The organism is Geomicrobium sediminis (assembly GCF_016908595.1).
In the GTDB taxonomy this organism is placed as follows: domain Bacteria; phylum Bacillota; class Bacilli; order Bacillales; family Marinococcaceae; genus Geomicrobium_A; species Geomicrobium_A sediminis.
The window spans coordinates 300,381-323,114 of record NZ_JAFBEC010000001.1 but is presented as its reverse complement, the minus strand read 5'-3'; the positions used below and the strand labels follow the sequence as shown (position 1 = coordinate 323,114).

Annotated in this window: 21 protein-coding genes; all 21 read left to right on the top strand. The window is 43.0% G+C overall.

Translation table 11 applies throughout. From position 1 onward, the window contains the following. Positions 1 to 153: 153 nt before the first annotated feature. The 21 genes from JOD17_RS01695 (at position 154) to putP (ending at position 22,697) form a co-directional block, all read left to right on the top strand. The gene (locus JOD17_RS01695; protein WP_204695423.1) at positions 154 to 1,602 is read left to right on the top strand and encodes a S41 family peptidase; all 1,449 of its coding nucleotides are present in this window, start codon (positions 154 to 156) and stop codon (positions 1,600 to 1,602) included. Between the two features lie 120 nt (positions 1,603 to 1,722). Continuing rightward, positions 1,723 to 2,934: a PDZ domain-containing protein gene (locus JOD17_RS01690; protein WP_204695422.1), complete on the top strand. Its 1,212-nt coding sequence runs from the start codon at positions 1,723 to 1,725 to the stop codon at positions 2,932 to 2,934. Positions 2,935 to 3,103: 169 nt separating this feature from the next. Next, on the top strand, positions 3,104 to 5,077 hold the full coding sequence (uvrB, locus tag JOD17_RS01685; RefSeq protein ID WP_204695421.1) for an excinuclease ABC subunit UvrB: 1,974 nt from the start codon (positions 3,104 to 3,106) through the stop codon (positions 5,075 to 5,077). Between the two features lie 46 nt (positions 5,078 to 5,123). After that, positions 5,124 to 7,988, top strand: a complete 2,865-nt coding sequence (uvrA, locus tag JOD17_RS01680; protein ID WP_204695420.1) for an excinuclease ABC subunit UvrA — start codon at positions 5,124 to 5,126, stop codon at positions 7,986 to 7,988. A gap of 79 nt (positions 7,989 to 8,067) precedes the next feature. Then, positions 8,068 to 9,216, top strand: coding sequence for a DUF4097 family beta strand repeat-containing protein (locus tag JOD17_RS01675; protein WP_204695419.1), 1,149 nt, complete (start codon positions 8,068 to 8,070; stop codon positions 9,214 to 9,216). 55 nt (positions 9,217 to 9,271) lie between these two features. Next, a complete protein-coding gene (locus JOD17_RS01670; protein ID WP_204695418.1) occupies positions 9,272 to 9,625 on the top strand; it encodes a phage holin family protein in 354 nt (117 codons plus the stop codon). Between the two features lie 158 nt (positions 9,626 to 9,783). Further along, positions 9,784 to 10,719: an HPr(Ser) kinase/phosphatase gene (hprK, locus tag JOD17_RS01665; protein ID WP_042358268.1), complete on the top strand. Its 936-nt coding sequence runs from the start codon at positions 9,784 to 9,786 to the stop codon at positions 10,717 to 10,719. Positions 10,720 to 10,739: 20 nt separating this feature from the next. Continuing rightward, a complete protein-coding gene (gene lgt / locus JOD17_RS01660; protein WP_204695417.1) occupies positions 10,740 to 11,588 on the top strand; it encodes a prolipoprotein diacylglyceryl transferase in 849 nt (282 codons plus the stop codon). Between the two features lie 71 nt (positions 11,589 to 11,659). Further along, positions 11,660 to 12,628, top strand: coding sequence for a nucleoside recognition domain-containing protein (locus tag JOD17_RS01655; RefSeq protein WP_204695416.1), 969 nt, complete (start codon positions 11,660 to 11,662; stop codon positions 12,626 to 12,628). Continuing rightward, positions 12,600 to 13,244, top strand: coding sequence for a pyrophosphatase PpaX (gene ppaX, locus JOD17_RS01650; protein ID WP_204695415.1), 645 nt, complete (start codon positions 12,600 to 12,602; stop codon positions 13,242 to 13,244). The genes JOD17_RS01655 and ppaX overlap by 29 nt, the downstream gene beginning before the upstream one ends. Positions 13,245 to 13,246: 2 nt before the next feature. After that, positions 13,247 to 13,732, top strand: coding sequence for an acyltransferase (locus tag JOD17_RS01645; protein ID WP_042358269.1), 486 nt, complete (start codon positions 13,247 to 13,249; stop codon positions 13,730 to 13,732). Between the two features lie 46 nt (positions 13,733 to 13,778). Continuing rightward, a complete protein-coding gene (locus JOD17_RS01640) occupies positions 13,779 to 14,279 on the top strand; it encodes a hypothetical protein (protein ID WP_204695414.1) in 501 nt (166 codons plus the stop codon). A gap of 206 nt (positions 14,280 to 14,485) precedes the next feature. Continuing rightward, positions 14,486 to 15,661, top strand: coding sequence for an ATP phosphoribosyltransferase regulatory subunit (locus tag JOD17_RS01635; RefSeq protein WP_204695413.1), 1,176 nt, complete (start codon positions 14,486 to 14,488; stop codon positions 15,659 to 15,661). Then, positions 15,658 to 16,296, top strand: coding sequence for an ATP phosphoribosyltransferase (gene hisG / locus JOD17_RS01630; protein ID WP_204695412.1), 639 nt, complete (start codon positions 15,658 to 15,660; stop codon positions 16,294 to 16,296). Before JOD17_RS01635 ends, hisG begins: the two co-directional genes overlap by 4 nt. Beyond that, positions 16,293 to 17,573 (top strand): histidinol dehydrogenase, encoded by a 1,281-nt coding sequence (hisD, locus tag JOD17_RS01625; protein WP_204695411.1) that lies wholly within the window; start codon positions 16,293 to 16,295, stop codon positions 17,571 to 17,573. The genes hisG and hisD overlap by 4 nt, the downstream gene beginning before the upstream one ends. Further along, entirely contained in the window at positions 17,573 to 18,163 is a 591-nt protein-coding gene (gene hisB / locus JOD17_RS01620; RefSeq protein WP_204695410.1) for an imidazoleglycerol-phosphate dehydratase HisB, read from the top strand. The genes hisD and hisB overlap by 1 nt, the downstream gene beginning before the upstream one ends. After that, the gene (hisH, locus tag JOD17_RS01615) at positions 18,164 to 18,799 is read left to right on the top strand and encodes an imidazole glycerol phosphate synthase subunit HisH (RefSeq protein ID WP_204695409.1); all 636 of its coding nucleotides are present in this window, start codon (positions 18,164 to 18,166) and stop codon (positions 18,797 to 18,799) included. 1 nt (position 18,800) lies between these two features. Beyond that, positions 18,801 to 19,553, top strand: coding sequence for a 1-(5-phosphoribosyl)-5-[(5-phosphoribosylamino)methylideneamino]imidazole-4-carboxamide isomerase (hisA, locus tag JOD17_RS01610; protein ID WP_204695408.1), 753 nt, complete (start codon positions 18,801 to 18,803; stop codon positions 19,551 to 19,553). Further along, positions 19,535 to 20,293: an imidazole glycerol phosphate synthase subunit HisF gene (gene hisF, locus JOD17_RS01605; protein ID WP_204695407.1), complete on the top strand. Its 759-nt coding sequence runs from the start codon at positions 19,535 to 19,537 to the stop codon at positions 20,291 to 20,293. Before hisA ends, hisF begins: the two co-directional genes overlap by 19 nt. Continuing rightward, a complete protein-coding gene (gene hisIE, locus JOD17_RS01600) occupies positions 20,290 to 20,913 on the top strand; it encodes a bifunctional phosphoribosyl-AMP cyclohydrolase/phosphoribosyl-ATP diphosphatase HisIE (RefSeq protein ID WP_204695406.1) in 624 nt (207 codons plus the stop codon). Before hisF ends, hisIE begins: the two co-directional genes overlap by 4 nt. Before the next feature lie 275 nt (positions 20,914 to 21,188). Beyond that, positions 21,189 to 22,697, top strand: a complete 1,509-nt coding sequence (putP, locus tag JOD17_RS01595; RefSeq protein ID WP_239575101.1) for a sodium/proline symporter PutP — start codon at positions 21,189 to 21,191, stop codon at positions 22,695 to 22,697. The last annotated feature ends 37 nt before the right edge of the window (positions 22,698 to 22,734 follow it).

The following is a 22,734-nucleotide window of genomic DNA, read 5'->3' as shown; positions in this document are numbered from 1 at the left end:
AAAACACGTCACAGAACGTGCCCATTTACCTTTTGTACTTGCTGATGAAATGTGTTTAAATGAGAAGAAGGAATAAGCGTCATACGTACGACGTGCTTGTCATACAATCATGAAGAGTCATTAGGTCTGGATATAAATAGAGGTGGAGCAACAATGAATAGAAAAGGTGTTTGGATCGTTGTTCTTGCTGTTACAGTTTTGGCAGCGGGTGGAGGAGGCTTGTTGCTCGGTATGGGTGTAAGTAATGGAAACAATTACGAAGCACCGATTGCTGGGAATCAGCTTTCATCTAGTGAAGGTGAAGGCTGGAATAAGGTTCATGATGCGTTTCAAGTCATCTCTGAATCCTATGTTGAAGATGTTAACGAAGAAGATTTGTACGAAGGAGCTATTCGAGGAATGCTCCATGAATTAGATGATCCATATTCGGTTTATATGGACCGTGAAACAGCTGCCGAGTTTACGCAATCTCTAGGTAATGAGTTTGAAGGGATCGGCGCTGAGGTGAACATGGTAAATGGTTCGGTTACGATCGTTTCACCAATTCAAGGCTCACCAGCAGAAGAAGCAGGGCTGATGCCCGATGATCGGATTTTAGAAGTTGATGGCAATTCAACGGAAGGATTGTCATTAAACGAGGCGTTAATGCAAATTCGTGGTGAGAAAGGAACAACGGTTGTTCTGACGATTGGACGTCCATCTGCAACGGATCCTTTCCAAGTTGAAATTGAGCGAGACGCAATCCCTGTTGAGACAGTACATGCGAATACGTATGAACATGAGGATCAAACAATCGGTGTGATAGATATTACATCGTTCTCAGTTGATACGGCACAAGAGTTTGAAGAAGGCTTGCATTACCTTGAGAATGAAGGGATCGACGGATTAGTAATTGATGTTCGTCAAAACCCTGGTGGATACCTAAACAGCGTTCAAGATATCGGCAGTTTACTATTGCCAAAAGGCGAAACAATTGTTCAGATTGAAGAACCAACAGGTGATATTTCACAAACGGTTTCTACACTTGAAGATCAAAAAGACTATCCAATTGTCGGTTTAATTAACGGTGGTAGTGCTTCAGCTTCAGAGATTTTAGCTGCTGCTTTACATGAAGCCGGTGGTTATGAGCTTGTAGGTGAAACGACATTTGGTAAAGGAACGGTCCAACAATCCTATGATTTTGGGGACGGAAGTGAGATGAATTTATCGATGTTCCGTTGGTTAACATCAGCGGGGAAAAACATTCATGAAGATGGGGTAGATCCGACGATTGAAATCAGTCAACCGGATTACTTCTATTCAACTGCACTATCCATTGATGAATCACTCGTTCTTAACGATAATAACGATCAAGTAAAGAGTGCTCAAGAGATCCTCCAAGGTCTTGGATTTGAGCCAGGACGAACAGACGGGTACTTTGATGAACAAACAGAAAATGCGGTTACGGCGTTTCAACAAATGCATGATGATCTTGATGTAACGGGTGAAGTCGATGATTCGACGGCACAGGCACTTCACACAAGCATTGTAGAGAAGATCCGTGACCCTGAGAATGATCGTCAATTAAACCGAGCATTAGAAGTTATCCTTGAACAGCAATAGGTGTCTATACATTTAGGTAAATACATCCGTGTAACGACGGATGTATTTATTTTATAAGCTATTTCGAACTGTTTCCGTTATACTAGAATTAATTGATTACGACAATAAAGGGGTCACACTATGCAGACATGGCTGGTCGATGTACTGACAGGGATAGGTATGTTTTTTGTACATCCACTTACATATGTAGCGATCGTTGCAATGGCGTGGGTTGGATTTAGGCGGATGAAGCGCGAGCGCAGGATGTTTCATACGTCAATTCGACCGTGGACAGAAGAATGGCTACACCCGTTAGTGCCTGGTGTGCTTGCAGGCATTATTGCATCCGTCGTTGTTGTACTACTTGGAATTGTATTATCAACAGAATACTTAATGATTACCGCTGTCGTTTACTTAATTCTTCTCGTAGTTGGAGGTACACGCTTTCTCTCTCCAATCTATAGTTTATTATTCGCTTTATTGATTGATCAATGGTTGCTTAGCTACATTACTTATGAAGCGGCTTGGCTTCCAACCGAAGCTACGACAGAGCCAGCATGGGTACTGTTGCTCGTTTTTGTACTAACAATAATTGAAGCGGTATTATTACGTGAAAGACGCAGTAGTAGACGTTATTCACCGCTGCGAATAAAGAGTTCAAGAGGGAAGTGGATTGGCGGTCAACGCTTTGATCGGCTATATTTAATCCCACTTTTTGTTTTTGTTCCTGGTGAGCTTGTGTCGAACGTAAACTGGTGGCCATTCTTACCTGTGGTTGACGGGCTTTCGGTAACACTCGTTCCATTTTTGTTAGGTGCTCATGCGGTGAGCTATTCCGAAAGGATCGGACATCAGCTTGCACGGACGAGCACTCAGCTCCTTTGGGTTGCAGCTCTTGCTGGTGCGTCTTCGTTTGCGGTTTTTTATTACCCAACCGCACTTTTGTATGTTTTGGTCGGTTTGTTAATACTGAGAATCACTGTCCAACTTTCGAAACGATTACAAGACCGCAAAGCAACTCCTTATTTTACGCCGCGAGCTGATGGTGTCGTTATATTAGCTGTTCGTCCAGGTTCGCCGGCTGAGAAGATGGGATTAATACCGGGTGAAATCGTAACGAAAGTTCACCAAGAACCTGTGAATAGTGAGTGGAGCTTCTATCAGAAACTACAAATTAACCCGGCTTACGGGAAAGTCGAAGTCGTAGATGAGCGTGGAGAAAAGCGGATTGAACAAGCGGCATTATACGACAATGAACACCATGAATTAGGCATCGTCTTTTTACGCCCAGAGATGGGTGTAGAGTGGAAGACGAAGGGGAACGAAGCAACATCAAATGAAACAAATGCGTAGTAAAAGTGATTAGACATTCCTAAAAGAGGTATTCTAGTGATATAGAATGCTGAAAAACGGGAATGTCTTTTTGTGTACAGAAATAAAAACCGAAAGTATGTTCGCTTTTATGAAATTATGATATAATTTTAGTAACAAAAGATGTGCGCACGGTAGGAGGAGAGCAACGTTGAATCAATTCGAACTAGTGTCAGCTTATGAGCCACAAGGGGACCAACCACAAGCGATTAAAGAAATTGTGAAGCAAGTGAACGAAGGAAGGAAGCATCAAGTGTTGCTCGGTGCGACAGGTACGGGTAAGACGTTTACGATGTCGAATGTCATTAAAGAAGTTAACAAGCCAACGTTAATTATTGCTCATAATAAGACGCTGGCAGGACAGCTATACAGTGAGTTTAAATCATTCTTTCCAAACAATGCTGTCGAATATTTCGTAAGTTATTATGATTACTATCAGCCAGAGGCTTATGTTCCACAGTCAGATACATTCATTGAGAAGGATGCTAGTATCAACGATGAGATTGATAAACTAAGACACTCTGCAACGAGTGCGCTTTTTGAGCGTGAAGATGTCATTATTATTGCTAGTGTATCTTGTATCTACGGCTTAGGTTCTCCAGAAGAATACCGCGATCTTGTCGTCTCACTTAGAACCGATATGGAGAAAGGTCGAGACGAACTATTAAATGATCTCGTTGATATTCAATATACGAGAAATGATATTAACTTCATACGCGGAACGTTTCGTGTACGTGGAGATGTTGTTGAGATCTTTCCTGCCTCGCGAGATGAACAATGCATACGCGTTGAATTTTTTGGCGATGAAATTGATCGCATTACTGAAGTTGATGCACTTACGGGTGAGGTGATTGGCGAACGAAATCACGTTGCCATATTCCCAGCATCTCACTTTGTTACTCGTGAAGAGAAGATGAAGCGTGCAATTGTCAACATTGAGAAAGAGTTGGAAGAACAACTAGAAGAATTAAATGCGAACAATAAATTGTTAGAAGCGCAACGTTTAGAGCAACGTACGCGTTATGATATTGAAATGATGCATGAGATGGGTTTTTGTTCAGGCATTGAGAATTATTCAAGACACTTAACATTCCGTGAAGCCGGTGATTCACCATACACATTGATCGACTTCTTTCCGAAAGATTTCTTATTAATTATTGATGAATCACACGTGACGTTACCTCAAGTTCGAGGGATGTATAACGGTGACCAAGCACGCAAGAAAGTTCTTGTAGACCACGGTTTCCGTTTGCCATCAGCAATGGATAACCGTCCGCTTAAATTCGAAGAGTTCGAGAAGCGAGTAGCACAAGCAGTATACGTGTCTGCAACGCCTGGTCCTTATGAAGGAGAGAAGGCTCCAGAAGTAGTAGAGCAGATCATTCGACCGACGGGGTTGTTAGATCCTGAAGTAGAGGTAAGACCAATCCAAGGACAAATTGATGACTTGATTGGTGAGATTAACAAAAGATCAGAACGCTCTGAGCGGGTTCTTATTACAACGTTAACGAAGAAAATGTCTGAAGACTTAAGTGCATACTTAACGGAAGTCGGTATTAAAGTGAAGTATTTGCATTCTGACATTAAAACGTTAGAACGACTAGAGATTATCCGGCAGCTTCGACTCGGGGAATTTGATTGTCTCGTTGGAATTAACTTGTTACGTGAAGGATTGGACATTCCAGAAGTATCTCTCGTCGCAATCCTAGATGCGGATAAAGAAGGGTTTCTACGAGCGGAGCGTTCATTGATTCAAACGATGGGTCGTGCGGCACGTAACGCAAACGGGCGAGTCATTATGTATGCAGATAAGATTACAGGGTCGATGCGGGTAGCGATGGATGAAACTGAGCGACGTCGTACGATTCAAATCGAATATAATGAAAAGCATGGCATTACACCACAGACGATTAACAAAGCGATCCCGGATACCGTACAAGCGACATTGTCAACGGATGATTCAGCCGAAGAGAAAACGATCAAGTCACCGAAGAAGATGACGAAAGAAGAACGGGTTGCAACCATTGAGAAAATCGAAAGCGATATGAAAGATGCTGCGCGACTGTTGGACTTTGAACGAGCAGCAGAATTGCGTGACGTTCTGATCGAATTAAAAGGGTCGTAGAACAATACCGTCATTATTGCAAGAGTTATGAAAGGAAGACGTCGATATGGGATTAGAGAACATTCGCGTGAAAGGTGCACGATCACACAATCTGAAAAACGTTGACATTACGATTCCAAGAGACAAGTTGGTCGTTTTTACGGGGCTATCTGGTTCCGGGAAATCGTCACTTGCTTTTGATACGATTTATGCGGAAGGACAACGACGTTACGTTGAATCACTGTCAGCGTATGCTCGGCAGTTTTTAGGTCAAATGGACAAGCCGGATGTGGATAGCATAGAAGGGTTATCACCGGCGATTTCGATTGACCAAAAGACGACGAGTCAAAACCCTCGCTCTACCGTTGGAACAGTAACGGAAATCTACGATTACTTGCGACTTTTATTTGCAAGAATTGGTGTGCCTTATTGTCCGAACCATAACATCCCAATCACTTCCCAAAGTGTACAACAGATGATTGATCAACTGCTAGAATATCCTGAACGTACGAAAATGCAAATTCTAGCTCCAATTGTCTCTGGACGAAAAGGTACCCATAAGAAAGTGTTTGATGATTTAAAGAAACAAGGGTACGTTCGTGTCCGAGTCGATGGAACGATTCTAGACCTCTCAGAAGAGATTGAGTTAGATAAGAATAAGAAGCACTCTATTGAGGTCGTTGTAGATCGTATCGTTATTAAGGATGGGATTGAAGCAAGATTATCAGGGTCACTTGAAACCGGTTTAGACCTTGCTGGAGGTCAAATTCTAATTGATCTAATTGATGGCGATGAAATTCGCTTCAATCAACATCATTCATGTCCACAATGTGGTTTCTCAATTGGAGAGCTAGAGCCGCGTTTGTTTTCTTTTAACAATCCGTTCGGAGCGTGTCCGACGTGTGATGGATTAGGCTCTAAATTAGAGACAGACGAAGAGTTAGTCATTCCAGACGCCTCTCTTAGCTTGCGTGAACATGCAATCTTACCTTGGAAGCCAACAAGTTCTAATTATTATCCGCAACTGTTAGAAGCGGTTTGCTCCCATTATGGTATTGATATGGATGTGCCATTTAACGAGCTTCCGAAAGAACATGTTGAAATTTTATTTTACGGTAGCGGAAAAGATTTAATTGTTTTTCGTCACGAAAATGAATTTGGATCGGTTCGAGAGCGTACTATTAACTTTGAAGGTGTTTTACGCAACATATCAAGACGTTATCATGAAACGTCGTCGGATTATGTTCGGGAACAAATGGAACAATACATGATTAGTAAGGCGTGTGGCACGTGTAAAGGACATCGTTTGAAGAAAGAAAGCTTGTCAGTTCTCGTTGCAGGAAAGCATATTGGGCAAGTAACAGACTTACCGATCCTTGAAGCGAAGAACTATATAACAACACTCGACCTTACCGATAAAGAAAAGCAGATTGCAAGGTTAATCATTAATGAAATCGATGAACGTTTAGGGTTTTTAGCAAATGTAGGGCTCGGTTACTTGACGATGAGTCGAACAGCAGGAACGTTATCAGGTGGGGAGGCTCAGCGAATTCGTTTAGCAACCCAAATTGGTTCTGCGCTGATGGGAGTACTGTACATTTTAGATGAGCCGAGTATCGGTCTTCATCAACGGGATAACACACGTTTAATTAAAACACTGGAACGGATGCGAGACCTCGGTAATACATTAATCGTCGTTGAGCACGATGAAGATACGATGTTTGCAGCAGACCATATCGTTGATATCGGTCCTGGTGCAGGCTTGGCTGGCGGCTATATTACGAGTGAAGGGACGCCTGATGAAATTATGGAGGATCCTGAATCATTGACGGGTCAATATTTATCAGGGAAGCGATTCATTCCTCTTCCTAAAGAACGACGAGCGTTAACCGATCGGAAGTTGACGATTAAAGGTGCTACGGCAAACAACTTGAAAAACGTAACGATTGACATACCACTCGGTGTTTTTAATGCAGTTACAGGCGTCTCGGGTTCAGGGAAAAGTACGTTGATTAATGATATTCTTCGTAAAGCGCTGTCCCAAAAGCTCCATCGTGCAAGGGAGAAACCAGCAAAGCACAAAGAAATTGAAGGCATTGATCAACTTGATTATGTTGTAAACATCGACCAATCCCCAATTGGTCGAACGCCAAGATCAAACCCTGCAACATACACAGGTGTGTTTGATTACATTCGTGAAGTGTATGCGATGACAAATGAAGCGAAAGTAAGAGGCTACCAAAAAGGAAGGTTTAGCTTTAACGTAAAAGGTGGACGTTGTGAAACATGTCGCGGTGACGGGATTCTGAAGATCGAAATGCATTTTCTCCCAGATGTGTATGTGCCATGTGAGGAATGCGATGGAAAACGGTACAATCGTGAAACGCTAGACATCAAATATAAAAACAAAAACATCGCTGACATTCTAGCGATGACGGTTGACGAAGCGATTGTGTTCTTTGAGAACATTCCACGGATTTACAGGAAGATAAAGACGTTACAAGATGTCGGATTAGGGTATATAAAACTAGGGCAGTCAGGAACGACGTTATCAGGTGGAGAAGCGCAACGAGTGAAGCTTGCATCTCAACTGCACCGACGTACGAGCGGACGCTCTTTGTATATTCTTGATGAACCGACGACAGGCCTTCATGTTGATGACATTAAACGTTTGCTACAAGTACTTCAACGCTTGGTAGATAATGGAGATACGGTTCTAGTTATTGAACACAATCTTGATGTCATCAAAACAGTAGATCACATTGTTGACTTAGGCCCAGAAGGTGGCGATGGTGGTGGAGAAATACTCGTAACAGGCACACCAGAAGTCGTAGCTGAAACGAAAGGTTCTTACACGGGAGATTACCTAAAACCGATCTTAGAGCGAGAAAAGAAACGCATGGATGAACTAAAGGAATCTGTTAGCTCCTAAACGCTTGAAACCTTATACCGTGGCTGTTCGTAAATAGATTGTGAGATAGCTAAATGTTAAGGAAAGCGAGGGTACCAACATGGAAGAGCGTAAGATGATTCTCAAGATGATTGACGAAGGTAAAATTAGTGCTGAGGATGGAGAAAAGCTTATGCGTGCCATAAGCAATAATTCATCGAACACTGAACCGACCGTAAGCAGCTCAACAACGAGAGACAAATCTCAACTTAGTACAGAAGTGAACTGGGAAGAAGGGAATCGCCGTTTTGATGAGCAATCGGACCAAAATGTAAATCAAGACGACAATAACCGTTGGAGTGAAGGGGCACGTTGGTTTTCGGATTTTGTTGAGTCAGCAGTTACGAAGATTAAAGAACTTGATCTTGATTTTAACTTTGGCAATGCGGTCGAAGTTAACCATATCTTTCAGCATACAGGCATGAGTGAAGACTTGTTTAACTTATCCCTCGAAAATGGTGCAGTTGAATTAAAGACGTGGGATGAGCCTGACGTGAAGCTTGAATGTACGGCGAAAGTATATAAAGCGAGCCACGTTGAAGAAGCTCGAAACAGCTTCTTAGAAAATACGGTCTTCGAATCCATTGACAACGAGCTTCATTTTTACACGAAGTCGAAGCGCATTAAATTGAATACGACTGTTTATTTGCCTAAGAAAAAGCTCGAAAAGGTAAAGTTGTATACATTTAACGGTAAGGTGACGGTTGCTGATGCAGATACAACGTATCTGTCCATTAAATCTGTTAACGGAAGTTTAGATGTTGATTCAGTAAAAACGGAGCTTCTAGAAGCAGAAGCGTTAAACGGTACCGTACACGTTAAAGGTGGTACAATTGACCGTATCGATTTGAGGACAGCTAATGGTAGCGTAGAGTTGGATGGAAGTTATAAAGACATTGATGCAGAAGCATTAAATGGAACGATCCATTGTCACTTTAAAGATGTGAAAACAGGGTATGCGTCCTTAAACGCCGGTACTGGTTCAGTGAAGGTTATTGTTCCTGATCAAGTGAGTACCAAAGCGAAGCTGAAGACAAATGTGGGAAGCTACCATTGGAAGCTCCCAAATGTTGACGTCCATGAGGAGAAGCGTGACTTTATCCAGAAAACGTTGACACTCGTTTCAAACCCTAACTTTGAGGATCAAATTCGTATTGATGCAAGTACGAAGACGGGTTCAATTTCAATTAAAACAGAGAGTGAAGAATAAAGGATAGAGCGGCGGGGTCCGCTCTCTTCTTTTATGGAAGGAGAGCTTGATCACAATGCTCGGATGTTTCTTTTATATAGTAGTAAATGCAGCAGTGTTGTTAATTACAGGATTGATTTTTGATGGGTTTGAATTAAGCGGATGGGGTGCAGCATTTATTGCTGCCGTTTTACTTGGTCTTGCCAATACGCTTGTACGTCCCATATTAGTCGTACTTACGCTACCGGTGACGGTTTTGACATTAGGTATTTTTATCTTTATTATTAATGCCTTTTTGCTCTACTTTATCTCATTTTTAATGGGAGATGCCTTTGTAATTGATCACTTCGGTACAGCGATTTTAGCTGCTGTCGTTATGGCGTTAATTAACGCATTGCTCAATCTAATTTCTAAACCTTTTACTTCTTAGTCGAAAAGGGACCTTGGCAGAAGGATAGCCAAGGTCTCTTTTTGCTGTATGTATGCTTGTCAAAGGGTGCTGGATGTCTAACATTCATCTTGAAGTTCTTTCATGCTACAATAGATAGGATCTGCAAAAAGATAATGGATAGTTTCGGAGGTGTGACGATGTCAAAAGTCACTGCGAAAAGTTTAATCGATCGATTCTCCATGGAGTTACTCGGTGGAGAAGATGGCATTTATCGACCGATTACGACGAGTGATATATCTCGACCGGGAATGGAAATGGCCGGTTTCTTTACATATTATCCGCGGCGACGGTTACAGTTGCTCGGGCGTACAGAGTTAACGTTTTTAGAACGACTTACCGATCAGCAACGTACAGAAAGAATGCAAAAGTTATGTACACCGAACACGCCAGGTGTCATTATTTCAAGAGGATTAGAAGCTCCACCGGAATTGATGGAAGCCGCTGAAGCTTCAGGCGTACCAATCATGCGTGCAGATATGACAACGACACGTCTCATCAGTATGATTACAAACTTTCTAGAAGCACAGTTAGCCGATACGACAGCTGTACATGGTGTTCTTGTAGACATATATGGAATTGGTGTATTAATCACTGGGGCGAGTGGAGTAGGTAAGAGTGAAACGGCTCTTGACCTCGTACGACGTGGTCATCGACTTGTTGCTGACGATTCCGTTGAAATTAGTCAACAACATGCGGACACATTGATGGGACAAGCACCTGAACTCATTCGCCACCTACTTGAAATCCGGGGTTTAGGGATTATAGATGTGATGACCTTATTTGGCGCTGGAGCGGTGCGACCATTTAAGCGAATTACACTAAATGTTCATTTAGAACTTTGGGATGAAAAGAAAGCGTATGACCGCTTAGGTATTGATGAAGAAAAATTACAGATCCTTGAAAGTGAAATACCGAAATATACGATTCCTGTTCGTCCAGGACGGAACTTGGCAGTAATTGTAGAAGTTGCAGCGATGAACTTCCGATTGAAGCGGATGGGAATTAATGCTGCTCAAGAATTTTCGAACAAACTAATGGATGTTATTGAAGATTACGACAAAGAAGAATTGTAATTGAAAGAGGTGACTGTAAGATGTTTTTATCCGTGCAACCTTTAAACCCCGTTGCCATTGAGATTTTTGGCTGGCCAATTTATTGGTATGGATTAATTATCATGCTCGGTGGTTTTCTAGGTTACTTATTGGCGAATCAAGAAGCAAAGCGCCGTGGTTTACCGAAAGATTTGATTTTGGACTTGCTCATTTGGGCTGTGCCGATCGCAATTGTCAGTGCCAGACTTTACTACGTCTTATTTAGGCTCGATTATTATTTAGAAAACCCTGGTCAAATCATTGCGATTTGGGAAGGTGGACTTGCAATTCATGGGGGGCTTATTGGAGCCGTCATAACTGCAATTGTTTTTGCGAAAAAGCGTGGCGTTTCTTTTTGGAAGTTAGCCGACATTACAGCACCGAGTATTTTGCTCGGGCAAGCGATCGGCCGTTGGGGTAACTTTATGAACCAAGAGGCACATGGTGGAGAAGTTTCTCGCCAGTTCCTTGAAAACCTTATGCTTCCAGAGTTCATTATTAATCAAATGTACATCAATGGTGCGTACTATCACCCGACGTTTTTATATGAATCACTTTGGAGCTTGTTAGGTGTAGCGATCTTGCTTTACTTGCGTCGAGTAAACCTTCGCCGTGGTGAGCTATTCTTAACGTATGTCATTTGGTATTCATTCGGTCGACTCTTTATCGAAGGTCTTAGAACAGATAGTCTAATGATCTTTGATTTACTACGCACGGCACAAGTGATCTCGATTGTACTCATTGTCGGTGCGATTGTACTGATCATTTACCGCCGAAAAACAGGGCAATCCGATATAAGATATTTAGATGACGAACCGAAGAAAAAATCGAAGAATACGAAGAAAAAATAATGAGTGCTTATTGAAAGAGATGAATAATGAGGTAAAGCAGTTTAAAAAATAGAATACCCTTGGGGGAGCGTATGAAGACGTTGAAAAACGGCCTAAGGTCGGGTATTAAAACAACTTGGATGTTAGCAAAAATTATTTTCCCGATCACGTTCCTCATTACAGTGCTTTCACATACGCCTGTGTTGGATTGGATTGCACGACAAATTGCACCAGTGATGAGTTGGCTTGGTTTGCCTGGGGAAGCAGCAATCCCACTCGTTCTAGGCAACTTTTTAAACCTGTATGCGGGAATTGGTGCAATTTTGTCGTTAGACCTTACTGTGAAGGAAGTTTTTATTCTTGCTGTCATGCTGTCATTTAGCCATAACTTGATCGTAGAGTCAGCAGTTGCTGCGAAGCTTGGTGTCCGAATTTCAGTGATTTTAAGTGTGCGGATTGGCCTTGCGATTTTTTCCGCCCTTATGATCAACTGGTTTTGGAACGGTGGAGGAGAACTTGCACAATATGGCTTTTTTGAGGCAAATGTTGCGGCTGAGCCTAGTGGGGTTTTAGGAATTGTTGCAGACGGACTTATCGGAGCAAGCCTTGGCATTATGCAACTCGCGTTATTTGTTTTTCCGATTATGCTACTCATTGAAGTGATGAGAGATTTACATTTGCTAGATTGGTTCTCACGTAAAATGCTGCCGTTTACGAAGATGCTAGGCATTGCGCCAAACACATCAACGACACTTGCATCAGGGCTGTTCTTTGGTCTAGCGTTAGGCGCAGGTGTTATGGTAGAAGAAGTAAAGAAAAACGGGGTAAAAAAGAAAGACGTCTACCTCGTCGTTATCTTTCTCGTAGCATGTCACGCGATTGTTGAAGATACGCTCATTTTTATTCCGTTAGGGATCCCCGTGTTACCGTTACTCGCGATTAGACTTGTAACAGCGATTCTTTTAACGATGATTGTCGCTTATTTCTGGAATCGATCTGAGAAGAAGCAAGCGTCTAAGGAGGAGATCATTCATGAAAACGGTCGATACAGTGCTTTTTGATTTAGATGGAACGCTTATTGACACGAACGAACTTATTATCGCATCGTTTGAACACACACTTGGAGAATATTATCCAGGGCATTACAAACGAGCGGATATTTTGCCGTTTATTGGCCCGTCACTTGATGAGACGTTCACTCGCCTGAACCCTAGTTTGGCGAACGATATGATTGAAATGTACATTGAACACAATCATTTGCATCACGATCAGTTACTTCGCGAATATGAAGGTGTTCGTGAAGCCGTAGCTCAACTTTTTGACAAAGGGTATAAGCTCGGTGTTGTGACAACGAAGCGCCGTCCTACAACTGAGCGCGGTTTGGAGATTACAGGTTTAAAACCTTACTTTTCAACGATCGTAACGTTTGATGATGTAGAGAATGTTAAACCGCACCCTGAACCAATTAAAAAAGCGATGGCACAGCTCGGTAGCACTCCAGAACAAACGATCATGGTTGGGGATAATACTCACGACATCGATGGAGGAAAGCGTGCAGGAACTCAAACAGCGGCAGTCGGATGGGCCGTTCGTGGACTAGAAGAAGTCCGCTCACTTTATCCTGATTACATTTTAGAAGATATGCGAGATCTACTACACATCGTAGGAGCAGACTAATTATGCCTCGAAATACTGAACGTTTCGAGGTTAATAAGGACAACTCGTTATGGCATATGTATAAGACGGTGTCGTTTTGGAAGGTTGCGAAGAACTTCATCGTCATTGAGGTTAGTCGTATTACACCGTTTTTACGTGTGAAAAACTGGATGTATCGTCATTTGCTTAAAATGGACGTTGGAGCCAAAACGTCATTTGCACTAAAAGTAACGCCGGATGTCATGTACCCAGAACGAATTTCTGTTGGCAGTAATACGATTATCGGTTTTAATACGACGATTTTGGCTCATGAATATTTGACGAATGAATACCGACTTGGTGACGTAAACATCGGAAGTAACGTCATGATTGGCGCACAGTCGCTCATCTTGCCCGGCGTCACGATTGGAGACGGTGCTGTCGTTTCAGCAGCAACACTCGTTCATAAAGACGTACCTGCTGGCGCATTTGTTGGTGGTAATCCGATGCAAGTGATCAAACGTTCTTGAAACCTTTGGCCCCTTGCATCGTACATAGAATAAGGAGGTGTTCGAATTGGCAGCAGAAGATGGTTTCTTTCTAGCTATTCTTGCATTTATGGGTATTTTTATTGTTTTTATGTTCCTTTTTGCTATTGTAATGTATTTCTTTATGGCATTTGGGTTGTATCGCATGGCTGAAAATCAAAATATTGAACTTTCTTGGTTAGCGTTTATTCCAATTGCACAGTATTACTTACTCGGTGTTCTCGTACAGAGTCGATTGACAGGTGGGATGCGAGAAGGGATTCCTTGGATTCTCGTTTCTTTGCTAGCGGCGAATTTTCTCCTCGGTATCATCGCTGGAGTCATGCCACTTATTGGTTTCTTGGCGCTACCTATTTCGTTAGCTTCAGTCGGATTTACAATCTATGCGTCCTTCCATCTCTACAAGAAATATTCAGAGCAGTACGTTGTGTTGTTTGTATTCACGATTGTTACTCTCGGAATGCTGGCACCGATCTTTGTGTTTTTCATTCGAAACAATATGCCGCTCGAAGAAGAAGCTGCAGCATAGACAGGAAAGAACGGCAAATGTGTCGTTCTTTTTTATTATGGGGATGAATTTCGTGTATAATTTTCTTATGATTCTGACTCGATTAACAAGTACATTCGATTATCGGTTGACGGATGAATGTGGAGCGTGTAAACTCATCAGTATCTTTAATTCATTATCACTCTACCAAGTTAAAGTGAAAAACGTTAAAATTGGGGGAATGAGTTATGTCTAGCCCTTTTATGTTTGAGAAGCCTCTTGGAATGAAAGACACTCTTCCGCTCCTTTATGATCGAAATGAAGAAGTGACTTCTCAAATTGCAGAAGAAGTTCGTTTATGGGGATACCAAACCTTACATACGCCTGCGTTGGAGTATTATGATACCGTCGGTGCAGCATCAGCCATTCACGATGCGAAGCTTTTTAAGCTCATGGACAGACAAGGAAGAACGCTCGTTTTAAGGCCAGATATGACAGCTCCGATTGCAAGAGTCGTGAGTTCCAGCTTAAAAGACGAACCGTTACCGTTACGCCTTGCTTATAATACAGCACTTTACCGTACACAAGAACATGAGGGGAAACCTGCGGAGTTTGAGCAATATGGTGTTGAGTTAATTGGTGATCAGACGGTAAGCGCAGATGGAGAAATTATGGCGTTGCTTATTTCCGCTTTTGAGAAGACGGGACTACGTCACTTTCGCCTTGCTTTCGGACATATCGGTTTCATGAATGCGTTGTTCACGGAAGTTGTCGGAAGTGGAGATCATGTTCATGCGCTTAAGCAGTTCTTGTTTGAAAAAAATTACGTTGGTTTCAAGCGATATGTCAGAAAGTTGCCGATTTCCGCACTAGATAAAAATCGACTAGAGCAACTCCTTTCACTACGTGGCGGTCCGGATATGTTAGAGACTGCAAAAGAGCTCGTCTCGAGCCCTGATGCACTGCGTGCATTGCAAGAAGTACAAGAAGTGTGGAATGTACTCGAAAGTTACGGTGTTAGTTCATACATGAACATTGATTTGAATGTTGTACTGCATATTGATTACTACACAGGCGTTGTGTTTGAAAGCTATGGTAAGGAATTAGGCTTTCCACTTGCGAGTGGGGGTCGGTATGACGAGCTCGTGCCGAAGTTTGGCCGTCAAGCAAGCGCTACTGGTTTTGGAATTCGAATGGATCGCCTATTGGAAGCGTTGAACCATATTGACTGCCCATTGAACCAAGAACGAACGTTAATCTTATTTAGTAAAGAGCGACAAAAAGAAGCGGTTGAAGAAGCAAAGCAATTACGAGAGTCAGGCAAACGTGTTGTGATCCAGCATGTTGCTGGCATTGAAGACTTAGACGCATACACCTCAACGTTCACAAACGTCATTCAGCGAATCGGAGGCAGTGCATCATGAATGAATGGATAACGATTGCGATGCCAAAGGGAAGAATCTTTGAAGAAGCAGCGACACTGCTAAGAAAAGCAAACTACCCATTGCCCGATGATTTTTCATTCGGTCGGAAACTGATTGTTGAAGCGCCAGAAGCGGGTATGAAGTTTTTCTTAGCGAAACCGATGGATGTAGCAACGTATGTTGAGCACGGTGTTGCCGACATTGGTGTTGCTGGTAAAGATGTTCTTATGGAAGAACAACGAGATGTCTATGAAGTGCTCGATCTAAACATTAGTGCTTGTTATTTAGCTGTTGCAGGTTTGCCGGGCGAAAGACGAGAGCAAGTGGCCCCAAAGGTCGCCACGAAGTATCCGAACGTAGCGACGCAATATTTTAAAGAACAAGGTGAGCAAGTGGAAGTGATCACGTTAAATGGATCGATTGAACTTGCACCACTGATCGGTTTAGCAGATCGAATTGTTGATATCGTTTCGACAGGACAGACGCTTAAAGAAAACGGACTCGTAGAACTTGAGACGATTGAAGCGGTAACGTCACGGTTGATCGTGAACCCAGTGAGTTATCGCATGAAAGATCAGCGAATAGATGAGATTGTTGAACGTTTATCTCAAATTGTAGAGGGGGGAGAGTCGTGAGAATTGAACGCGTAAAAGGTGAACTGAAAAGCCTACGTCGCAGTGTAGAAATGATTGATCCGAGCGTTCAGTCAAGCGTGAAAGAAATTTTGTCTGACGTGAAACAACGTGGTGATGAGGCCGTTTCGCAGTATACGAAAACGTTCGATGGTGCCGATCTCTCTTCCTTTTTTGTTACCGAAGAAGAAAAGCAAGCGGCTTATGAACACGTAAATAAAGACGTGCTGCGTGCCATCCGTCAAGCTGCTGAAAACATTCGAGAGTATCACGCACGTCAGCTGGAACAAACGTGGATGATGACAAAAGACGATGGCACGATTCTCGGTCAAAAAATTACACCGCTTGACTCGGTCGGGGTGTATGTTCCGGGAGGAACGGCCGTGTACCCATCTACCATTCTCATGAATGTCATCCCAGCTCAAGTTGCTAAAGTTGAACGCATTGTTATGGTCTCGCCGCCAAATGCAGAAGGGAAACTGCATCCAGCCGTACTCGTAACCGCTCATGAGCTAGGAGTAAAAGACATTTACAAAGCAGGTGGCGCACAGGCAGTAGCGGCACTGGCTTATGGAACAAAGACGTTAGAACCTGTAGACAAGATTGTTGGGCCAGGGAATGTATTCGTTGCTGCTGCGAAGCGGGAAGTTTTTGGACACGTTGATATTGATATGATTGCGGGTCCCAGTGAAATCGTCGTTTTATGCGATGATTCCGCGAACCCGTCTTATGTTGCTGCTGATCTTCTTTCTCAAGCAGAACACGATGAACGAGCATCGGCTATCGCTGTAACGACGTCCAATGCATTAGCAGAAAACATCCGAGATGAAGTTGAACGACAACTTCAGCAGTTGCCAAGAGAGGCGATTGCACGTCGTTCTATTGAAAGTTATGGTGCAGTTTATGTAGCAGAAACGTTGGCTGAGGCAGTTGAGGTCGTCAATCAACTAGCTCCTGAGCATCTGGAAGTCATGACGAAAGATCCATACTTACTCCTCGGGAAAATTAAGCATGCGGGTGCAATTTTCTTAGGTGAATATAGTGCAGAATCGGTCGGTGATTATTTCGCTGGAACGAATCACGTGTTGCCAACGAATGGCACTGCGCGTTTTTCTAGTCCGTTGAACGTGAGTGATTTTACGAAGAAATCAAGCATTATTTCTTATAGTAAACAAGCGTTAGATCAAAATGGACCTTTAATAGCGTCATTTGCTCGTGAAGAAGGTCTAGAAGCACATGCAAGAGCGGTCGAGATTCGTACAAAAGAAGGAGAGGTCTAATGACAGCGCGTAAAGGTGGAGTTGAGAGGAACACAGGAGAAACAGCCATCGCATTATCGTTGAATCTAGATGGAGAAGGGAATGGGAGCCTCGAGACGCCGGTGCCGTTTCTAACTCACATGCTCGACTTATTCCGAAAGCATGGACAGTTTGATTTGGATGTTAAAGCAAGCGGTGATACCGAGGTGGATGACCATCATTCAACAGAGGATATCGGAATTTGTTTAGGCGTGGCGTTAAAAGAAGCACTCGGTAATAAAGAGGGCATTAGACGTTATGGTGACGCTTTTGTTCCGATGGACGATGCGCTCGCGCACGTTGTCATTGATTTAAGTAATCGTCCTCATTTAGAGTGGCGTGTCGAGTTGCCGCAAGCGAAAGTCGGTCATTTTGATACAGAACTCGTTCGAGAATTCCTTGCGAAGCTCGCAATTGAAGCGCGAATGAACGTTCACGTAAATGTTCATTACGGCTGGAATACACATCATATTATTGAAGCAATTTTTAAGGCGCTTGGACGTGCATTGCGAGAAGCGGTAAGTCTTGATCCGCGGGTAAAAGGAATTCCTTCAACGAAAGGGATGCTCTAAATGATTGGAATTGTAGATTATGGTATGGGTAATTTACATAGTGTTTCTAAGGCGTTGGAGCGACTCGGTGCAACGTACATCGTTAGTGATAACAAAGAGAAACTGCAGTCGTGCGACGGTCTGATTTTACCAGGTGTTGGTGCGTTTAAAGATGCCATGGAGATTTTGAATGAGAACGGCCTTTCTTCGTTCTTAAAGCAATGGGTCGAAGATGAAGAGCCTCTACTTGGGATTTGTCTTGGTATGCAATTATTGTTTCAAAGTAGTGAGGAACATGGTCACACTGAAGGATTAGGGTTTCTCCCAGGTCACGTGAAACGATTTGCCGGTAAGACGAGAGCCGGAGATCGCTATAAAGTCCCGCATATGGGGTGGAATCAATTGCGTTATTTGCAACCAGAGCACCCAATCGTAGACGCAACTGAACCGGGGCATGTTTATTTCGTACATTCTTACGTTGTGCATGCGAATACGAGTGACGTAGTTGTGGCAACGGCAGATTATGATGGGGATGTTCCGGCAGTCGTCGGCAAACATCACGTATTCGGCACCCAATTTCACCCAGAAAAAAGCAGTACGCTCGGGATGAGTATGTTGAACAATTACATTCGTTATGTAGCGGAAGGGAGAGAATAAGGTGACGGCATTTTCTATTTATCCAGCGATTGATATTCGTGGAGGTAATTGTGTTCGCTTAAAGCAAGGGGATTACAATGAAGAAACGGTGTATCATGACTCTCCAGTACACGTTGCAAAACAATTCGAAAGTGAAGGAAGCCGCTATGTACACGTCGTTGATCTAGATGGTGCGAAACAAAAGGAACCTGTGAATTTTGAATCGATTAAAGCTGTGATTGAATCGACGAACCTACTGGTGCAAGTTGGCGGTGGGATTCGAACAGAAGCACACATCAAGCAATATTTAGATGCGGGTGCTAATCGTGTCATTCTAGGTTCGATTGCCGTAGCAGAACCAGCGTTCACAAAGGAAATGCTCGCTAAATACGGGAAGAGAATCGTAATCGGTCTGGATGCAAGAGACGGTTATGTTGCAGTGAATGGTTGGTTAGAAGCTTCTGAAGCCCGTGTAGAAGTGCTTGCTTCTGAAATGAAACAAGCAGGTTGTGAAACGTTTATTTTCACAGATATTCATAAGGACGGCATGATGGAAGGACCGAATGTCGAGGCGAATCAAGAACTTGCTGAGAAAAGTGGGGCGAACATCATTACGTCTGGTGGCGTTTCTTCGAATGAGGACATCTATCGTTTACTTGAACTGCGCAAATACGGTGTCACAGGTGCCATTATCGGAAAGGCGCTTTACACAGACGTTATTGAACTATCTTCATTACTTCAAGAGGTGGAACGAAGATGCTCACAAAACGATTAATCCCATGTTTAGATGTGAAAGAAGGTCGGGTCGTAAAAGGCGTCCAATTCGTTGATTTAAGGGATGCAGGTGATCCAGTTGAACTTGCCGCATTTTACGATGAGCAAGGCGCTGATGAACTCGTATTTCTCGATATTTCCGCCTCTCATGAAGGACGCAAAACGATGATTGACGTTGTAGAGGAAGTTGCGGGAACACTCGCTATTCCGTTTACGGTCGGTGGGGGAATTAACAGCGTTGAGGACATGCGCGCAATTTTAAGAGCCGGTGCCGACAAAGTATCGTTAAATACTGCAGCAGTTCTTAGGCCTGCGCTTATTGGAGAAGGAGCAGCCTTTTTCGGATCACAATGTATCGTCGTTGCTGTTGATGCAAAGTGGGATGAGTCGATTGAATCTTGGCGTGTGTATACGCACGGAGGAAGAAAGCCGACCGATTGGGATATCACGGATTGGGTTAAAGAGGCTGTTCATCAGGGAGCGGGAGAGATTCTGCTTACGAGCATGGACCAAGATGGACGGAAAACCGGCTTCGATCTGCCGTTAACGAGAACGGTCAATGAAGTTGTAGGGGTCCCTGTCATTGCGTCAGGCGGGGCAGGAAACCGACAAGACTTTGTAGAGGTGTTTGAAGATGCTGGTGCGGATGCAGCGCTTGCGGCATCAATTTTTCATTACAAAGAAACGTCAGTCGAAGAAGTGAAACAGACATTAAAAGAGAACGGAGTGGTGGTTAGGTGAAGATTGATTCTTTGCGATTTAACGACGATGGATTGATTCCTGCCGTTGTTCAAGACGCTCGAAGTAAAGAAGTGCTAACTCTTGCCTATATGAATAAAGAATCACTTCATAAGACAATTGAGACGAAAGAAACATGGTTTTACAGCCGAAGTCGAGAAGAGTTGTGGCATAAAGGCGCAACATCTGGCAATACACAGACCGTAACTGACGTAAGGTACGATTGTGACGCAGACAGTTTAGTCGTACTCGTTGAACCTCATGGCCCTGCGTGTCATACAGGTTCTTACAGTTGTTTTACTTCGTCACTTATTAAGGAGGATGTTGGGCAAGCGAACGATCCTTTCTCGATCATTCGAGATTTAGAGAAAACAATCGCTATGCGAAAGCGCGAACGTCCTGAAGGTGCGTATACGACGTATCTATTTAATGAAGGCATCGATAAAATTTTAAAGAAAATCGGTGAGGAAGCATCAGAAATTATTATTGCGGCCAAAAACCGTGACCGTGAGGAAATGCGTTGGGAGAGTGCCGACTTCCTTTTCCATTGGCTCGTATTACTAGAAGAACAAGGGATGACCGTTGATGACGTGCTAGAGACACTTAGAGAGCGGCATCAATAAGTTAAATAAACGCTTGTTTAATTTGAAGACGATCATAATGGTCGTCTTTTTTATGTGTGTTCACGTTTTTAAGCATCGACGTTAACATTGTGTCATAGTTAGAGTTGTGCTAAATTTCTAATATGTAAATTATATTTACTAGATTAAGAGAGGTGTGTGCGTATGGAGATTTTTGGTTTGCCTGCGGTCACCGCATTTTGGCTTTTCGTTCCAATGTCATTAACCATTCTTTTATCTGCAATTAGTTACATTCGCTTTAGAAGGAGGGAGTCTCAATGAGTGGTATTGAAATTCCTACCCTGATTACCTTTATTGTTTACATCATTGGTATGGCGGTATGTGGAGTTATTTTTTACCGACTGACATCGAGTATGTCTGATTATGTACTAGGTGGAAGAAGTTTAAATGGTTGGGTTGCCGCACTTAGTGCAGGGGCATCGGATATGAGTAGTTGGATCTTGATTGCTTTACCAGGAACAATTTACTTAAATGGTCTGAGTGAGATTTGGTTACCGATTGGTCTATCAATTGGTGCATACTTAAACTGGCAGTTTTTAGCGAAGCGTCTACGTCGCTATACACATATTTCAGGGGACGCCATTACACTACCTGACTTCTTGGAGAAACGATTTCGTGATACGTCTAGAACGTTACGTGTTGTATCCGCATTCTTTATTCTTCTATTCTTTACGTTCTATACGTCGTCTGGCCTCGTTGGGGGAGCGATTTTATTCGAGGGGACATTTGGTTGGGATTATCAGTTATCACTCATTGTAGGTACGATAGCAATCGTTTCGTATACGTTTTTGGGTGGATTTTTAGCGATTAGTTATACTGACTTCTTTCAAGGGACATTAATGTTACTTGCTTTAGTCATTGTGCCGATCGTAGCCATTTATGAAATTGGTACGTGGGACAGTGCCGTAGCGTCAGTTGCAGCTATTGATCCTACATATTTAGATGCATTTGCTGGAACATCACTGATTGCAATTATTTCTCTATTAGGTTGGGGATTAGGTTACTTCGGCCAACCACATATTATCACTCGTTTTATGGCAATTCGCTCTGAGCGAGAGGTTCCTGTCGCAAGGTTAGTTGGGATGACTTGGATGGTCATTTCGTTATTTGGAGCCATCTTTGTTGGGATTATTGGGATTGCATATTTTGACGGCATCGGTGCAGGTACGCCACTTGATAACCATGAAACTGTGTTTATTATGTTTAGTCAAATTCTCTTTAATCCGTGGGTCGCAGGATTTTTACTAGCAGCGATTCTTTCAGCGATTATGAGCACAGTTGATTCACAATTACTCGTGTCGTCGAGTGCCCTAGCAGAGGATTTCTACAAAGGGTTTATTCGACCGAAAGCTTCTGATAAGGAACTGGTTTGGCTCGGTCGTTTTGGTGTTGTTCTCATTGCAGTCATTGCAATGATCTTAGGATTGGATTCGGATAACACGGTGTTAGAACTCGTTGAGTATGCATGGGCAGGATTTGGGGCTGCGTTTGGACCTGTTATGTTATTTAGTGTGTTCTGGCGGAGGATGACGAGCTGGGGCGCTGTTGCCGGAATTGTAACCGGTGGTGTTACAGTGATTGTCTGGTCATTAATTGAAGGTGGGATCTTTGAACTTTATGAGCTCGTTCCAGGATTTATACTTGGAAGTCTAGCGATTGTAATCGTCAGCTTGTTGAACAAAAAACCTTCGCAAGAAATTCTAGATGAGTTCGATTTTGTTGAAGTGGCAAAATATGACGAAGAGAAACGTGAATACTATCGATAAATAGAGAGCCTGTGCAATTTCGCACAGGCTCTTTTTC